The sequence below is a fragment of the Spirosoma endophyticum genome (assembly GCF_900112365.1).
Classification (GTDB): Bacteria; Bacteroidota; Bacteroidia; order Cytophagales; family Spirosomataceae; genus Spirosoma; species Spirosoma endophyticum.
In genome coordinates, this window is record NZ_FOLQ01000022.1 from 39,844 (window position 1) to 53,611 (window position 13,768).

Annotated in this window: 13 protein-coding genes; 7 read left to right on the top strand and 6 right to left on the bottom strand. The window is 49.1% G+C overall.

Translation table 11 applies throughout. The features are described 5' to 3' along the window. Window positions 1-17: 17 nt before the first annotated feature. Both BM202_RS30240 and BM202_RS30245 read right to left on the bottom strand, forming a co-directional pair. Window positions 18-842: an alpha/beta hydrolase gene (locus tag BM202_RS30240; protein ID WP_093833277.1), complete on the bottom strand. Its 825-nt coding sequence runs from the start codon at window positions 840-842 to the stop codon at window positions 18-20. A gap of 106 nt (window positions 843-948) precedes the next feature. After that, window positions 949-2,508: a M28 family metallopeptidase gene (locus BM202_RS30245; RefSeq protein WP_093833279.1), complete on the bottom strand. Its 1,560-nt coding sequence runs from the start codon at window positions 2,506-2,508 to the stop codon at window positions 949-951. A 234-nt stretch (window positions 2,509-2,742) separates the two neighbouring features. Between BM202_RS30245 and BM202_RS30250 the strand changes: the two genes are divergently transcribed. Together BM202_RS30250 and BM202_RS30255 are read left to right on the top strand one after the other, a co-directional pair. Next, complete coding sequence (locus tag BM202_RS30250; RefSeq protein WP_093833281.1) at window positions 2,743-3,291, top strand: NUDIX domain-containing protein; 549 nt, start codon at window positions 2,743-2,745, stop codon at window positions 3,289-3,291. 113 nt (window positions 3,292-3,404) lie between these two features. After that, window positions 3,405-4,043: a LysE family translocator gene (locus tag BM202_RS30255; RefSeq protein WP_093833283.1), complete on the top strand. Its 639-nt coding sequence runs from the start codon at window positions 3,405-3,407 to the stop codon at window positions 4,041-4,043. A gap of 69 nt (window positions 4,044-4,112) precedes the next feature. Here the strand turns inward: BM202_RS30255 and BM202_RS30260 are convergent, their stop codons facing one another. The 3 genes from BM202_RS30260 to BM202_RS30270 all read right to left on the bottom strand — a co-directional run bounded on the left by BM202_RS30260 (window position 4,113) and on the right by BM202_RS30270 (window position 7,480). After that, window positions 4,113-5,654 carry a GH3 family acyl-acid amido synthetase gene (locus tag BM202_RS30260; protein ID WP_093833285.1) on the bottom strand — a complete coding sequence of 514 codons (1,542 nt, stop codon included), beginning with the start codon at window positions 5,652-5,654 and terminating at the stop codon, window positions 4,113-4,115. 97 nt (window positions 5,655-5,751) lie between these two features. Beyond that, the gene (gene surE / locus BM202_RS30265; RefSeq protein WP_093833287.1) at window positions 5,752-6,528 is read right to left on the bottom strand and encodes a 5'/3'-nucleotidase SurE; all 777 of its coding nucleotides are present in this window, start codon (window positions 6,526-6,528) and stop codon (window positions 5,752-5,754) included. Window positions 6,529-6,634: 106 nt separating this feature from the next. Then, window positions 6,635-7,480 (bottom strand): AraC family transcriptional regulator, encoded by an 846-nt coding sequence (locus BM202_RS30270; protein WP_093833289.1) that lies wholly within the window; start codon window positions 7,478-7,480, stop codon window positions 6,635-6,637. 268 nt (window positions 7,481-7,748) lie between these two features. On the opposite strand from BM202_RS30270, the gene BM202_RS30275 reads away from it, so the two are divergent. The 3 genes from BM202_RS30275 (at window position 7,749) to BM202_RS30285 (ending at window position 11,030) form a co-directional block, all read left to right on the top strand. Beyond that, window positions 7,749-8,735 (top strand): phytanoyl-CoA dioxygenase family protein, encoded by a 987-nt coding sequence (locus BM202_RS30275; RefSeq protein ID WP_218160626.1) that lies wholly within the window; start codon window positions 7,749-7,751, stop codon window positions 8,733-8,735. A 125-nt stretch (window positions 8,736-8,860) separates the two neighbouring features. Continuing rightward, entirely contained in the window at window positions 8,861-9,766 is a 906-nt protein-coding gene (locus tag BM202_RS30280; protein WP_093833291.1) for a LysR substrate-binding domain-containing protein, read from the top strand. Window positions 9,767-9,830: 64 nt separating this feature from the next. Next, complete coding sequence (locus tag BM202_RS30285; RefSeq protein ID WP_093833293.1) at window positions 9,831-11,030, top strand: threonine synthase; 1,200 nt, start codon at window positions 9,831-9,833, stop codon at window positions 11,028-11,030. Between the two features lie 19 nt (window positions 11,031-11,049). Here BM202_RS30285 and trhO read toward each other — a convergent pair whose 3' ends face one another. After that, window positions 11,050-12,030, bottom strand: a complete 981-nt coding sequence (gene trhO, locus BM202_RS30290) for an oxygen-dependent tRNA uridine(34) hydroxylase TrhO (protein ID WP_093833295.1) — start codon at window positions 12,028-12,030, stop codon at window positions 11,050-11,052. Window positions 12,031-12,198: 168 nt separating this feature from the next. On the opposite strand from trhO, the gene BM202_RS30295 reads away from it, so the two are divergent. Both BM202_RS30295 and BM202_RS30300 read left to right on the top strand, forming a co-directional pair. Beyond that, complete coding sequence (locus BM202_RS30295; protein WP_093833297.1) at window positions 12,199-12,834, top strand: deoxynucleoside kinase; 636 nt, start codon at window positions 12,199-12,201, stop codon at window positions 12,832-12,834. A gap of 49 nt (window positions 12,835-12,883) precedes the next feature. Next, window positions 12,884-13,549 carry an arginine-tRNA-protein transferase gene (locus BM202_RS30300; RefSeq protein WP_093833299.1) on the top strand — a complete coding sequence of 222 codons (666 nt, stop codon included), beginning with the start codon at window positions 12,884-12,886 and terminating at the stop codon, window positions 13,547-13,549. The last annotated feature ends 219 nt before the right edge of the window (window positions 13,550-13,768 follow it).

Sequence of the window (13,768 nt, forward strand, 5' to 3'; positions counted from 1 at the left end):
ACGAAGATACGGAGGATTTATTTTTTGAGCTTCTCGAAGGCTTTATACACGGCCAGGTGGAAAATAGTCGCGTGATTTTCATCTGTGAAGTAGTGAAAGTCGGTCTTGATCGTTTTGGCAGCGCTCTTTTTCAATAAGTCTGTCAATCGGCTGGCATCGGCCTCCATAATCTTTCCTTCTTTTCCCACGGCCACAAAAACAGTTGTGTTCTGTTGAAAATCAGGCTTTGCAAATACAGGCGCAACAGATAGTAAGGATTCGTTATCCCACCATAAACTTGGACTCACGATAATGTAGTGGTTGAACAAGGTGGGCTTTTTGAACAGAATTTCCGTGGCCAAAAGCCCACCCAGCGATTGCCCAATAATCGTTTTCGAAGAATTGGTACTGTAGTTTTTTTGGATGTACGGTTGCAGTTCGGTCTCGATAAAGGCGATAAACTTCTGCGAGTGACCTGTTGTCGGAAAGTCCTTTCTGTCTTTCTCAATCGTGGTCGGATACGTGAAATCCCGCCGTCTATCGACATTGGAAATGCCGACAACAACCGATTTAGGCAACAACTTAACCCATGGAAAACTGGCGAATTGCACCAAACCGGCGATGTGAATGAAGTCTTCATCCGCCGAACCATCCAGTAGATAAATAACTGGATACGTAGCGATGGAATCTTTCGAGTAACCTTCCGGCAGGTAAATATTTAATGTTCTGGTTTCGCCTAGCTCTTTCGATGAAATAGCATCAACAAGTCCCAGAACGAACGGTTTTGTTGATGACGTATTTTGCCCAAACGTAGTGTTTGTCAGGGCGATTAAAAGCCAGATGTAATACGTTACTTTAGTCATAAGGACTACTCTAAATTTTTCTGACAGGATTTACAGCCGGGCCGACGTTTCGGACAAGGGATGATTTTATTGGCAAGAGCAATCCTGTAAATCCTGTCAGAAAAACTTACCGGGCTGTATTGGCGGCTGGGGCTTTGCGCGGAATTTTCTGGTCCCGCATGGCCGCATTATAAACGAAAGCGGCCACAACGGTAGCGGCCTGTTTCAGGTCGTCCGGTATCAGGTGGTCGTAGGTGTCCATGTTGGTATGGTGCGTGCGCGTGCTGTACTCAATCGGGTCCTGAATAAACTGGAAGCCCGGCAGGCCAACACGATCAAAGAAAAGGTGATCGGTTCCGCCCGTATTTTTGGGCGTTACCGTTGTGGCCCCCAGGTCGGCAAACGGTTTCAGCCATTGCGAAAAAATGGGGCCGGCTGCTAGATTTTCCTGCAAATAAATACCCCGGATTTTACCGGTTCCGTTATCGACGTTGAAATAGGCTGCTACGTTTTCTCCCTCTTTGTTTAGCTTATTCGTAGCCGGATCAACAAAGTGCTTGGTGACGTAATTCTTTGATCCATGTAACCCTTGTTCTTCCCCACTCCAGAGCGCAATGCGAATGGTCCGTCGGGGTTTGGCGCCAATGGTATTCAGAATGCGAACGGCTTCCATCATGACCGAACTGCCCGCGGCATTGTCGGTAGCTCCCGTGGCGGCATGCCAGGAATCCAGGTGAGCGCCCAACATCACCACTTCGTCTTTCAGCTTGGGGTCAGTACCCGGAATTTCGGCCAGTACGTTATAACCTTTGATATCATCTTTATAAAATTTCGTTTTCACGTCGATCTCCAGCTTGACGGGAATGCCCGCTTTCATCAGTCGGCAAAGCGTCAGGTAATCCTCAACCGCTATCGACAGATCGGCCAGATCATCTGGCGTGGCACCCAGAGCAGCGTTGGCGTAGTCACCACTGACAAACAACGTACCATCCACGCTGTTCTGCGTCGTGTTAAGCATGCCCAATGCACCTTCCTGCTTCGCTAATTTTCGCATCTTCTGGTTAAACGCATTCTGCGTGCGCATCGCCAGCATCCGGCTGCGCATCGTCGTGTCCGGTCCTGCCTGTGGCGTCACGGATTCATTGGCCATTTTCTGGAGCTGTTCGTCGTTATACCGATTGGCATCGGACCTGAACGTAGGGGTGATCTTGTAGGACTGATCCAGCAGAATAATTTTGTTTTTCAACCGGCTGCGGTAGCTTTCTAATGCCGTTGTGTCTGATGCGCTGATATACAGAATATCGGCCGCCTGCAACTTGTTTGTGCTACCGCTCCAGGCTCTGGGTACGGCAATAATCGTTTTGTAGTAAGGGGCCGTCATGGCCAGATAGCTATGTTCTACAGCCCAACCCTGGCCCCAGTCACCCCAGGATTCCAGGCGGGCGTTTTGCAATCCCCAGCCCGCGAGTTTGCCTTTGGCCCAGTTAGCGGCTTTAATAAAACCGGGACCCTGCAAGCGCGGACCGTTGACATCGGTCAGGTAGAAGGCCGTTTCCATGACCTGTGAGTGCTGTAAACCCTCTTCGCGAATTTTCTGGATCGTCGTCATGTCCAGTTTATCATCCTGCCCATAGCTTAGTAGCGTAGTGCCAAGAAGTAGACCGATTACGAGTAGTTTGTTATGCATGCCTGTTGATCGATTGGGTAGTAGCCCGAAGATAACAGATGATTCAATGGGTTCTATTGATTCTCTGAATTCTGTTGTTACTACGTTGCTGTCTGATAAGAATCCACCGAATCAGTGGAACGCAACGAAAGTGTATGCGCGAAAGCCGTTAACTTCGTGGCTCCCATTGTAGCCCCTCGTTAAAATCTGGTGGGCTACAGTGACAGTTAGCTTTTTGAAACGTTTATTGCCTGCATGAATACAACTGAAAATCCCTGGCAGACGCTCAATTCGTCAGTCAAATATGAAAACCCCTGGCTTTCTATCCGGCACGAAGACGTATTGACGCCCGCTGGTACACCGGGAATTTATGGTGTCGTTAGCTTCAAAAACAAAGCGGTGGGGGTTATCCCGATTGATGCCGACGGTAATACGTACCTCGTCGGGCAGTATCGCTATCCCCTGAACGAATACTCGTGGGAAATTCCCGAAGGCGGCTCTCCGCTCGACACCGATCCCCTGGATTCGGCCAGGCGCGAGTTGAAAGAAGAAACGGGACTGGAAGCGCAGAAATGGACTAAAATTGCACGAATCCATACGTCCAACTCGGCCACGGATGAAGAAGGGTTTTTGTACATCGCCGAAGATCTGGTGCAGGGCGAGCATGCCCCCGAAGAAACCGAAAAGTTGCATGTCTGGAAATTACCGCTGGCCGAAGCCGTCGAGATGGCGATGACCAGCCGAATCACCGATGCCCTTAGCGTAAGCGGCTTGCTGATTGTCGCGCGGCTACGGGGAATCTAAAACACAGTTTACGGTATTCGGTTTATGGTAGAACGACGTGTTAAATACGTGCGATGGTCTATCGTAATCATAAATCAAGTACCGTAAGCCCTAAAATTTAAACTTCATTACTTGTGTTCTTACCGATTGTTTTTGGTTTTTTGCTGGGTGTAGGCCTTTGTCTGACGTTCGGAACGGTATTTTTTGCCCTGATTCAGAACAGTGTGGACAATGGATTTCGCTCTGGATTTAAAATGGTTCTGGGCGTAATTGCGGGGGATATCATCTTTGTGATTGCGGCCTTAATTGGTACGTCTTTTATTCCCAAAGTGCAGGGTTTTGAAAATATCATGGCCGCCGTTGGGGTGCTCTTTCTCGTCATCCTCGGAATCATGAACATTGTGAAAGGAACGCCCCGGCTGGCTTACCCAAAAACGCGGCTGGGTAATTTTGTATATTACTTCACGACTGGTTTTTTCCTGAATGCCCTGAATCCCGTCAACTTCGTGGCCTGGGTGGCTATTGTGGCCTATATCCGCTCACATCTACACTATTCAGAGGCACAGCAATATGGATTTATGATTGCGGCTCTGGTCGGCATCTTCGCAACCGAAAACGCGCTGGCCTATTATGCCAACCGCCTGAAACGCCTTTTCACACCCCGGGTTGTCGTCATTTTCAACCGGGTAACGGGTGTTGTTTTCCTGATCGGAGCCGCTAATATTGCCTACAATCGTTTATTGGAGCCTCTGTCGAAAGCGCTGAACTGGTAAGAACTTCAATGATGAATTATGAATGATAAATGATGTTAAAGTCCAGCATCATTTATCATTCATAATTCATCATTTCTTTAAAAACCCTTCCCATTCTCCAATTAGTCCCTTTTTCAATACTCTCGGGAATTTGTTCTGGCCGCCCATTTTGCCCCTTGATTCCATCCAGTCATAAAACGTTTTAGTGGGAAGGACCGTCACAGAAATATCTTTCAACGCGTGTTTGCGTTCAACGGCGTAGTCGTCGTTGAGTTCCTTAAGTTTGGCGTCAAGACGGTTGCGGAGTTCGTTTGCGTCCACCTGGTCGTTCGTACCGATGTACCAATGGTGGGCAAACAACGTATCGTGGGCTACGCCCGCTACCGTAAATTCACGAATAGAAATGTTTAATTCGTCGGACACCATCTCGATAGCTTTGTTCATGTTATCGACGGAAAGGTGTTCGCCACACATGCTCAAAAAATGCTTGGTACGGCCCGTAATGACGATTTCGGCGCTTTTTTTGTCCACAAACCGAATCGTATCACCGATCAGATACCGCCAGGCCCCGGAGCAGGTCGAAAGCAAAAGGGCATATTCTTTTCCTTCTTCAACTTCATCAATCATCAGGGTTTGCGGCTTCTGAACCAGTTCGCCATCGGGTGAGAAGTTCTGCTCATTGAACGGGATAAATTCAAAAAACAGGCCGTTGTTCAATACCAGTTGCATGCCCTCCGCGTCGGGATGGGTCTGGTAGGCGATGAAACCTTCGGATGCCAGGTACGTTTCAATGTACGTAATAGGGTGGGCGAGGAGCTTCTCGAACCCCTGCCGATACGGCTCGAACGATACGCCCCCATGACAAAAAACCATGAGATTCGGCCAGATGTCGTGGATGGTTTTGACGTTGTAGCGGGCAATGATTTTTTCCATCAGCAACTGAATCCAGGCAGGCACACCCACTACGTAGCCGATGTCCCAACTGGCCGCCTGTTCCGTGATTTCATCTAGCTTATGGGCCCAGTCGCGCTCCTGCGCAATGTCGCGGCCGGGCTTGTAGAACCGCTCGAACCAGAGCGGGAGCCTGCTGGCCGTGATGCCGCTCAAGTCGCCTTCAAAATGACCTTCCCGGGCATTCAGATCGGTGCTTCCGCCGAGCATCAAACAGCCTTTTTCGTAGAGCGTCGAGGGGAGATTCTGATATTTTCCGAGTGTCAGAATCTGGCGAATGCTGGTTCGCTGGATGGCTTTCGACATGGCCTTCGTTACCGGAATATATTTCGTAGCGGCTTCTGACGTACCGGAACTAAGAGCAAAATACTTTACTTTACCCGGCCAGGCCACATTTTTCTCACCCGCCAGCGTTTGCTTCCACCACCCATCGAACATCTTGTTGTAGTCGTGGATAGGCACGTATTCCTTGTATTTCGAATAGAACTCCTTGTCGGTGCCAAATTCGGCCGAGCGGAGCAGGTCATCAAAATGGTACGTTGCCCCGAACTTCGTAAACTGAGCCTTGCGGATGAGTTTACGAAATACTTTGCGTTGTTGCCGAAGGGCGTTGAACTTCCGCAGTCTCACGACATTCGATAATCGAATCCCGTTTTTGAGCAAGTTACCTAGTAAAGCCATTGCTGAATGATGACCGGGTCGCCGGTGCGATTATGAATGATTAATGATGAACAACTGCTCTCACAATCATTCATCATTCATCATTTATCATTAATAATTACAGTTGCCAGTTCGTCAATTCGTCCATCATGCCGTAGGCCGTGAGGTCGTATTGGCAGGGAACAACAGATATGTAGTTCTGCGACAGTGCGTACTCGTCGGTGTCTTCGGCGTGGGTATCGAAATTGACGAAATCGCCCGCCAGCCAGAAATACCGACGACCGTTTGGATCGCGTCGTTCATCGAACACCTCCTGCCATTTGGCGTTGGCCTGCCGACAAATCCTGATGCCTTGCAAAGGCTCGGCCGTGCGAGCCGGAAAGTTGACGTTCAGGGCTGTTCCACGTTTCAGCCCTCGTTCCAGTACGTTACGGGAGATGGACAGAATATGTTCGTGTGTATGCGAAAAATCGGGTTGTCGGGTGAAGTCGCCGAGTGAGAAACCAATGGCCGGAATGCCCTCAATAGCCGCTTCGATGGCCGCCGACATCGTTCCCGAATAAAGAATACTGATGGACGAATTGCTGCCGTGGTTGATGCCGCTGACGACCAGATCGGGAGCGCGATCTTTTAATACGTGGTGTTTGGCCAGTTTTACGCAATCGGCAGGTGTTCCCGAACATTCGTATGCCGGCACATCGCCATAAATATCGGACGGGTAGAGACGTATCGGATTGGAAATCGTAATGGCGTGACCCATACCCGATTGCGGACTATTAGGGGCCACCACGACGACCGTGCCTAACTGCTTCATTAACTCAACGAGCGTTCGAATGCCGTGGGCCGTGATGCCATCGTCATTCGTAACTAAAATAAGGGGCTTTTGCTCAGCCATGAATTGTGGAGTATTGACTATTAATAACGCTAAACTACGCAAATACGGGCAAGGTGTAGATGAAATTTGTGTGTTCAAGCCCGCAACTGGATTCGTTGCGTTACGTTCAGACTTGATGTCGTTTCTTAAACTGTAGGGGATTCTCGCCCGTTACGCGCCGGAAAATCTTGTTGAAATAGGATAAGCTTTCGAAGCCACTGGCGAAGCAGGCCTCTGTTACGTTGCTGTCGAGGATAAGCAATTTCTGCGCCTGACTGATGCGATACTGGTTCAGAAACTGCGTGAACGTCAGGTGAGTCATGCGTTTGAAATACCGGCAGAAAGCAGCGATTGTCAGGTTCGTCAGGGCGGCCACTTCGGCGATGTCGAGTTTGCGCTGGTAGTTGTCCTCAATAAATTGATACGTTCGTTTCAATCGCTGCTGCTCTTTCAGATTGTAGGCGTTCGTAACGGTTTTACCATGTAGAAACGTTACGTCAGTGCTGGTCGCTAATTGCTGGAAAATGGTCAGCAGCGCCATGATTCGCTCGAAAGGCGGGAGCGTTGCCAAAGCTTCGAGTCGTTCGCCAACAGTACGTTTGGTTTCGCCGTGAAACGAAATGCCGGTTCGGGCCATCTCGAATAGCCGGGCAATGGCTGAAAACTCCGGTGCCTGCCAGAACTGATCGCCCAGGAACGATTCCTTTAACTGAACGACCACTTTTCGGTGGTCGGTTTTGACGCCGTAATCGAAGTTGAGGTGCGGGATATTTGGTCCGATGAATACCAGATCACTTCCTTCATAGCGTGATATATGATCCCCCACGTGCCGGGTTCCGTTGGCTCCGGTAATGTACACAATTTCGTATTCGGGATGATAATGCCACAGGAAAACATCGCTCAGCCGGGGCGTTAGCAGGATATGAAAGGAGCTGTCCGTATCGGGTCGAATTTGCTCTAAAGCCAGCTTCATAGGAAAAGGGTTTTAAACACTTTAACACAGAGATAGCGGAGGAGGATAGAGTTTCACAGAGAAATGATTATGTCAAATCCTCTGTGTATCTCCGTGCATCTCTGTGGTATAATTTTTTATCAGACTTGCCCATAAATTATAACTATACCCTGAGTTTAGAGCAATATAGTGCAAAAAACGGCCAGTATTGATGTGGAAACGTAGTGGCGTGGCTAACTACCTTTGATTCAATAAAAACACCTTAACATCCTAATCGCTAATGGAAACGATGCAACCCACAGGTAAGCCTGCCGCGATGGCTTCGACAATGATTCCCGATAATGCACATAAACACATTCCGGGAAACCCATCCACCGCCACCAGCAGCAAAATCCACTTAAACGACCGCTCAAACCAGAAACCGCTACGTGTGCTGTCGGAAGCCGACTGGCAATTCTGGAAACACAACGGATACATTGTAATTAAACAGGCCGTTCCCAAAGAGCAGGCCGATCGACTCGCCAGTTTTCTGTGGGAGTTTGAGGAAAAAGACCCGAACGATCAGACGACCTGGTATGCGCCACCCCGCGCCGAAATGAAAATGAAAGAGTTGACCAACAGCGGTATGGTTGAACTGTATAACCACCAATACGAATGGGATAACCGGCAGTACCCACGCGTGTACGATGCGTTTGTTGACATCTGGGGAACCGAGAAATTGTGGGTGACCATCGACCGCGCCAACCTGAACTTGCCCGTTCGGCCGGGTTACGAATTCAAAGGATTTATTCACTGGGATTATGACCCTGAAACCCGTCCGCAGAACGTACAGGGCGTGCTGGCACTGGCCGATCAGACCGACGAGAACATGGGTGGTTTTCAGTGCCTGCCCGAACTCTACCGAACCTACGACACCTGGAAATTAACCCAACCCGCCGACCGCAACCGGTTCAAACCTGATACCGCGGGTTTCGACTTCGTGAAGGTGAAAATGGAAGCGGGCGACCTGCTGATTTTTAACAGTACGCAACCGCACGGCATTCGCCCGAATCTCTCCACCGATAAAGTAAGAATGGCGCAATACATTTCCATGATGCCCGCCGAAGAAGATAACGAAGCCCTGCGGCAGTGGCGCATTACGTCCTGGCGCGATCGGCAGGCTCCTGAGGGCTACGCGTTTCCCGGCGACCCGCGCAACTGGGAAAAGGAGCGTTACCAAACCGCCGAACTTTCCCCACTGGGCCGGAAGTTGCTGGGTCTGGATAGCTGGGAATAATCGAATCAGGATGACATAGCCGTGCCACGGTTTAAAACCGTGGCACGGCTATGTCATCCTGATTCGATTATATTATGTTTATTGAGTTGCGTTATCTTTGAGGCTACTTCTCAGCAAAAAAAAACATGCTCTCATCCCGCCACCTGATTTTCATGGAAGTGGCCCGTTTGTTAAGCTTTACCAAAGCCAGCCAGACGTTATTCCTCAGCCAGTCGGCGATCAGCAAGCAGATCAAATCGTTGGAGTATTTTTACAAAACAGGACTGTTTGAGCGACACGGTAACAGCATAAGTCTGACGCAAACCGGGCAGGCATTGTATGCTAAATTGCTGGAAGCTAATCAGCTACAGGAAGATTTGCATCAGGAACTACAGCAAATCAATGAGGACTTTTCGCCACCTACCAAACTGGCCATTGGTGCGAGCACGACCATCAGTTTATACGTATTGCCACCGGTTCTCTCGGCTTACCTGAACCGATACCCTAACATTCAGATCAACGTACTGAACCGCAATTCAACGAATATTCAGAATGCCCTGCTGGCTCACGATATTGACATTGGAATTGTTGAAGGACTGACCCGAATCAACACGCTCGTCTATACCCCGTTTATGACCGACGATGTGCTGGCGGTCTGCTCAGCCCGGAGTCCGCTACGTGGTCGAACGCTTACCATAGACGACCTACCTACTATTCCACTGGCGGTACGGGAGAATGGATCGGGTACACTGGCTATCATGGAAGATGTGTTGAGTAAGCGAGGCATTGCTCTGTCAGCGCTACGTATCCTGATTCGACTGGGTGGTACGGAAGCCTTAAAAAACTTCGTGCTGGCCGATACCTGTCTTGCTTTTTTACCCAAGCGGGCTATTTTGAAAGAATTACTGGCCGGAGAATTGGTAGAAGTGCCCATTCAGGACTTGCCCATTCAGCGTACTTTCTACTTTATTCAGCGGAAAGGAACGGAAAACAGTCGGCTCGTCAGCGCTTTTATTCAATTTATGCAACGCCATTATTCCATAAAGGAATAACTCATGCCAAAACGATATTTGCTTCATATGTTGTTAACCGGCACTTTTCGGGAAAAATACAACCATGAGCCTTGTCATAACTTCATCACTTTTAAGCGATTTGCATTGTTCGCAATGCGGGTCGGTCCACGACGCACTCATCCGTCAAACCCTCTCTAATTGTTGCCAGGCTCCTCTTTTGTGTACCTATTCGCTGGATCGAAGCGTCCTCCAGAAAGCCGATTTAGTAACACGTAGCAAGTCGCTCTGGCGCTACGAAGAGTTGTTGCCCGTTATTCAACCCGAAAATCAGATTAGTTTAGGCGAAGGATTTACGCCCCTCTTAACCCTCAATCGATTAGCTAGTAATCACGGATTTAAACGCCTTACGCTAAAAGATGAAGGCCTTAATCCAACTGGCTCGTTCAAGGCGAGGGGATTGTGTATGGCGATCTCGAAAGCCAAAGAAAACGGCGAAGTTGCCTGCATTATCCCAACGGCGGGCAATGCGGGTGTAGCTATGGCGGCCTACTGCGCTCGGGCGGGTTTAGACGCCGTTGTGGTTATGCCACGCCACACACCCGAAGCGTTTAAGGAAGAGTGTATTGGCTATGGCGCTCAACTTATTCTGGTCGATGGCCTGATCAATGATTGCGCCGTTAAAGTGCAGGAATTAATGCAGCAAGGGAGCTATTTTGACGTATCGACGCTGAAAGAACCGTATCGGCTGGAAGGGAAAAAAACGATGGGCTACGAGATTGCTGAACAACTGGATTGGCAATTGCCGGATGTGATCATGTACCCAACCGGTGGCGGAACGGGACTGATTGGCATCTGGAAAGCCTTCCACGAAATGAAAGCACTAGGCTGGCTGGCGCAAGAACAGAAGCTTCCGCGGATGGTGGCCGTGCAGGCCGAGAACTGCGCCCCCGTGGTTGATACGTATCTGGGGAAACAGACCAACAGCAAACAGTACATTGGCAAACCAACACTTGCCAACGGTCTGGCCGTACCACGCCCCATTGGTGAACCTCTGATGCTCAATGTACTACGTGAGTCGGGAGGGACGGCCCTTGCCGTATCGGAAGACGACATGCTGGAAGGCGTCAGTGAGCTGGCTCGTTACGAGGGCATTTTTGCCGCTCCCGAAGGCGGAGCGATTTGGGCTGCCACGAAGAAATTATTGCACCAAGGATGGCTTCAGCCCGATGAGCACGTATTGCTGTTGAACACCGGTTCCGGTCAGAAATACCTGGATAATATCAAAGGAAAGTGGTATCGCTAATGGATTGGTAGCATCCGGTTTATTCACTACCGAGTGCTACCTCTACCCGTTGCCCCTGCCGACTCTTGTAACCCTGAATGGGGGAGTAGCTTTGGGTTTGCTTGCCGTAATAACCCGTACCGTCGTAAGCACGGATATTGGGGTCCTGTTTGCAATCGTCGGTGCAGGTGCCGCCGTGCTCGTGACCGCAGTTTTCGCAGAGCGTAATATGGTTATTGCAGAGCGGGCTGGCGCAGTTGATCATCCGGCTGGTAGGGGTTCCGCACCGGTAGCAGGTCGATACAATGGCCGGATTGATGTGGTTAACGGGCACCGTTACGCGGTTGTCGAACACGTAGCACTCGCCGTCAAAATCTTCGCCACCGGCTTCCATGCCATATTTGATGATACCGCCGTGGAGCTGATACACATTCTCGAATCCCTGAGCGAGCAAGTAAGCCGATGCTTTTTCGCACTTGATACCGCCCGTGCAATAGGTAACAATTTTTTTGCCCGAGTTTTTCAGATGCTCGATTTCGGCCACATGCTCGGGGAGTTCGCGCAGGTTTTCCATATCGAACGTAATGGCCCCTTTAAACTTTCCAACCTCGTGTTCGTAGTTCGACCGCATATCGACCAGCACAACGTCGGGATCGTTTTTGAGCTGCCGAAATTCCTCCGGTTCGAGGTGAATGCCGGTTTGACGAAGTGGATTGACGCCTAGTTCGGAGTGAACAATCTCGGCTTTTACCCGCACGTGCAGTTTCTGAAATGTGTGCCCATCGGCTTCGTCTACCTTAAACTCAATCCCGGCGAAACGCGGATCAGCATGCAGCGCGGCCATGTACGCTTCACAATCAGCGGTCAGGCCCGATACGGTTCCGTTCAACCCTTCGGGGGCCACAATAATACGTCCCAGCAGATTCAACTGGAGACATAGCAAATGATGCTCCTCGCGATATTGCTCGGGGTTTTCGATGGGTGAATAGATATAATAAAGAAGGACGCGGTACGGTTTCATTAGCAAAAGCAACGTTTATCGTTTATCCCGATGATAAGTAGATATACAAAATTAAACCAAAACAGTGATTAGTCGTCAGCCGTTAGTCAATAGTAGTAGTAAGTTGTAATGTATAAGGTATAATTTGCGCAGCACTTACGACTTATTGCCTGACGACTGACGACTATTATGCACATCGCCATCACCGGAAATATTGGGGCTGGAAAAACAACGCTGGCTGAGCAACTGGCCGCTCATTATGGCTGGGAAGTATTATACGAAGCCGTTGAAGGAAATCCGTATCTGGCTGATTTTTATGACGATATGCCACGCTGGTCATTTAATCTGCAAATCTATTTCCTGAACAGTCGATTCGCTCAGGTTAAAAAAATCATGGATATCCAGCAGGCGAATCGAGTCGCATCTCATCCGAAGACGGTTGTGCAGGATCGAACGATTTATGAAGATGCGGCTATTTTTGCCCGTAACCTCTATCAAAATGCCAGCATGACCGAGCGCGACTATGATACGTATCAACATTTATTTGCGAACATGATGAGCCTCGTTCGTCCCCCGGACCTTATGATTTATTTACGAGCCAGTCTGCCTAAACTTCGCGAACAGATCCAGAAGCGTGGGCGGTCGTATGAGCAACGTATCAGCGACGAGTATTTGACCAGCCTGAACCAGCTCTACGAAGAGTTTGTGGCTTCCTATCAATTTGGCCCCGTACTGGTTCTGGACGTGAATGCGCTCGATTATGCCAACAAGCCAACTGATTTTAAGTACGTATTGGATCAGATTGACGCCCAATTGAAGATTTGACTTTAACTTGCTGCTAATTGATAACCGTAGAAGAAAGGCGTGCTGAGCGATGAAAGGAAGTAAGTTAGATCTATGTCTGAGTCGGGGTTATTTTCGGATGCATCAGGAGATTTTCACCTGCAATGCCGTCCTTTTTGACTACCGGGTATGCTCCGTACATTGGCTACGTCTTGTCCTGGCGAATGTCAGATACGGAGCAAAGCAACTCAGGCTGTTGCGAAGCAACGAAAAGTTCTCTGTGGCTATTAAACCGTTAGCGCTGTCAGAAGAACTGGAGACGCTCTATGCGATCTATAAAGAAGCCATAAATTTCGACGCTCCCAACTCGGTTGAAGCCTGCCTGTTTGATGGAGCCACCTACAACATGTTTGATACGTACGTCATCGAAGTGCGGGATGAAAACCGACTGATTGCCGCTGGTATTTTCGACAATGGTGCACAAAGTATTGCCGGCATTATGAATTTTTACCACCCCGACTATCGTAAATATAGCCTGGGTAAATACCTGATGCTACTGAAAATCAACCACGCCCGACTTCAGCAAAAAGCGTATTACTACCCCGGCTACATGGCCAACGATTTCCCCAAATTTGATTATAAGCTGTTTCCCTGCGAAGCTGCTACCGAAGTGTTCGACAGCTTTCGAACCCTATGGCTCCCTTTTTCGTGGGAAACTGTAACGGCCCTTTCTGCCGATATTATGGGGGAAGGTTAAAATGACTTTGCCAATCTTTAGGCTTTTGAATACAATTTTACTCCGTAGTTGATTTATAGAACTATTTGGAGAATTGGTTTTACTTTTTTATAATTGTGTCAACATTACACTTTCTTTGATTTTAAGCATTTGCAACATTGGGTTAAAACTCAGCGCAACGGATCTTTACCATTCGCGCTGGGCTAAAACTCACTGTTATACAGTAGTTTAATCAGCCTA

Bases quoted from the DNA above. Each gene is read 5' to 3' on its own strand.
- BM202_RS30260 (WP_093833285.1), bottom strand. From the start codon at position 5,654: ATGGCTTTACTAGGTAACTTGCTCAAAAACGGGATTCGATTATCGAAT.
- BM202_RS30285 (WP_093833293.1), top strand. From the start codon at position 9,831: ATGAGCCTTGTCATAACTTCATCACTTTTAAGCGATTTGCATTGTTCG.
- BM202_RS30270 (WP_093833289.1), bottom strand. From the start codon at position 7,480: ATGAAGCTGGCTTTAGAGCAAATTCGACCCGATACGGACAGCTCCTTT.
- BM202_RS30250 (WP_093833281.1), top strand. From the start codon at position 2,743: ATGAATACAACTGAAAATCCCTGGCAGACGCTCAATTCGTCAGTCAAA.
- surE (WP_093833287.1), bottom strand. From the start codon at position 6,528: ATGGCTGAGCAAAAGCCCCTTATTTTAGTTACGAATGACGATGGCATC.
- BM202_RS30280 (WP_093833291.1), top strand. From the start codon at position 8,861: ATGCTCTCATCCCGCCACCTGATTTTCATGGAAGTGGCCCGTTTGTTA.
- BM202_RS30240 (WP_093833277.1), bottom strand. From the start codon at position 842: ATGACTAAAGTAACGTATTACATCTGGCTTTTAATCGCCCTGACAAAC.
- BM202_RS30300 (WP_093833299.1), top strand. From the start codon at position 12,884: ATGAAAGGAAGTAAGTTAGATCTATGTCTGAGTCGGGGTTATTTTCGG.
- BM202_RS30275 (WP_218160626.1), top strand. From the start codon at position 7,749: ATGCAACCCACAGGTAAGCCTGCCGCGATGGCTTCGACAATGATTCCC.
- BM202_RS30245 (WP_093833279.1), bottom strand. From the start codon at position 2,508: ATGCATAACAAACTACTCGTAATCGGTCTACTTCTTGGCACTACGCTA.
- BM202_RS30295 (WP_093833297.1), top strand. From the start codon at position 12,199: ATGCACATCGCCATCACCGGAAATATTGGGGCTGGAAAAACAACGCTG.
- trhO (WP_093833295.1), bottom strand. From the start codon at position 12,030: ATGAAACCGTACCGCGTCCTTCTTTATTATATCTATTCACCCATCGAA.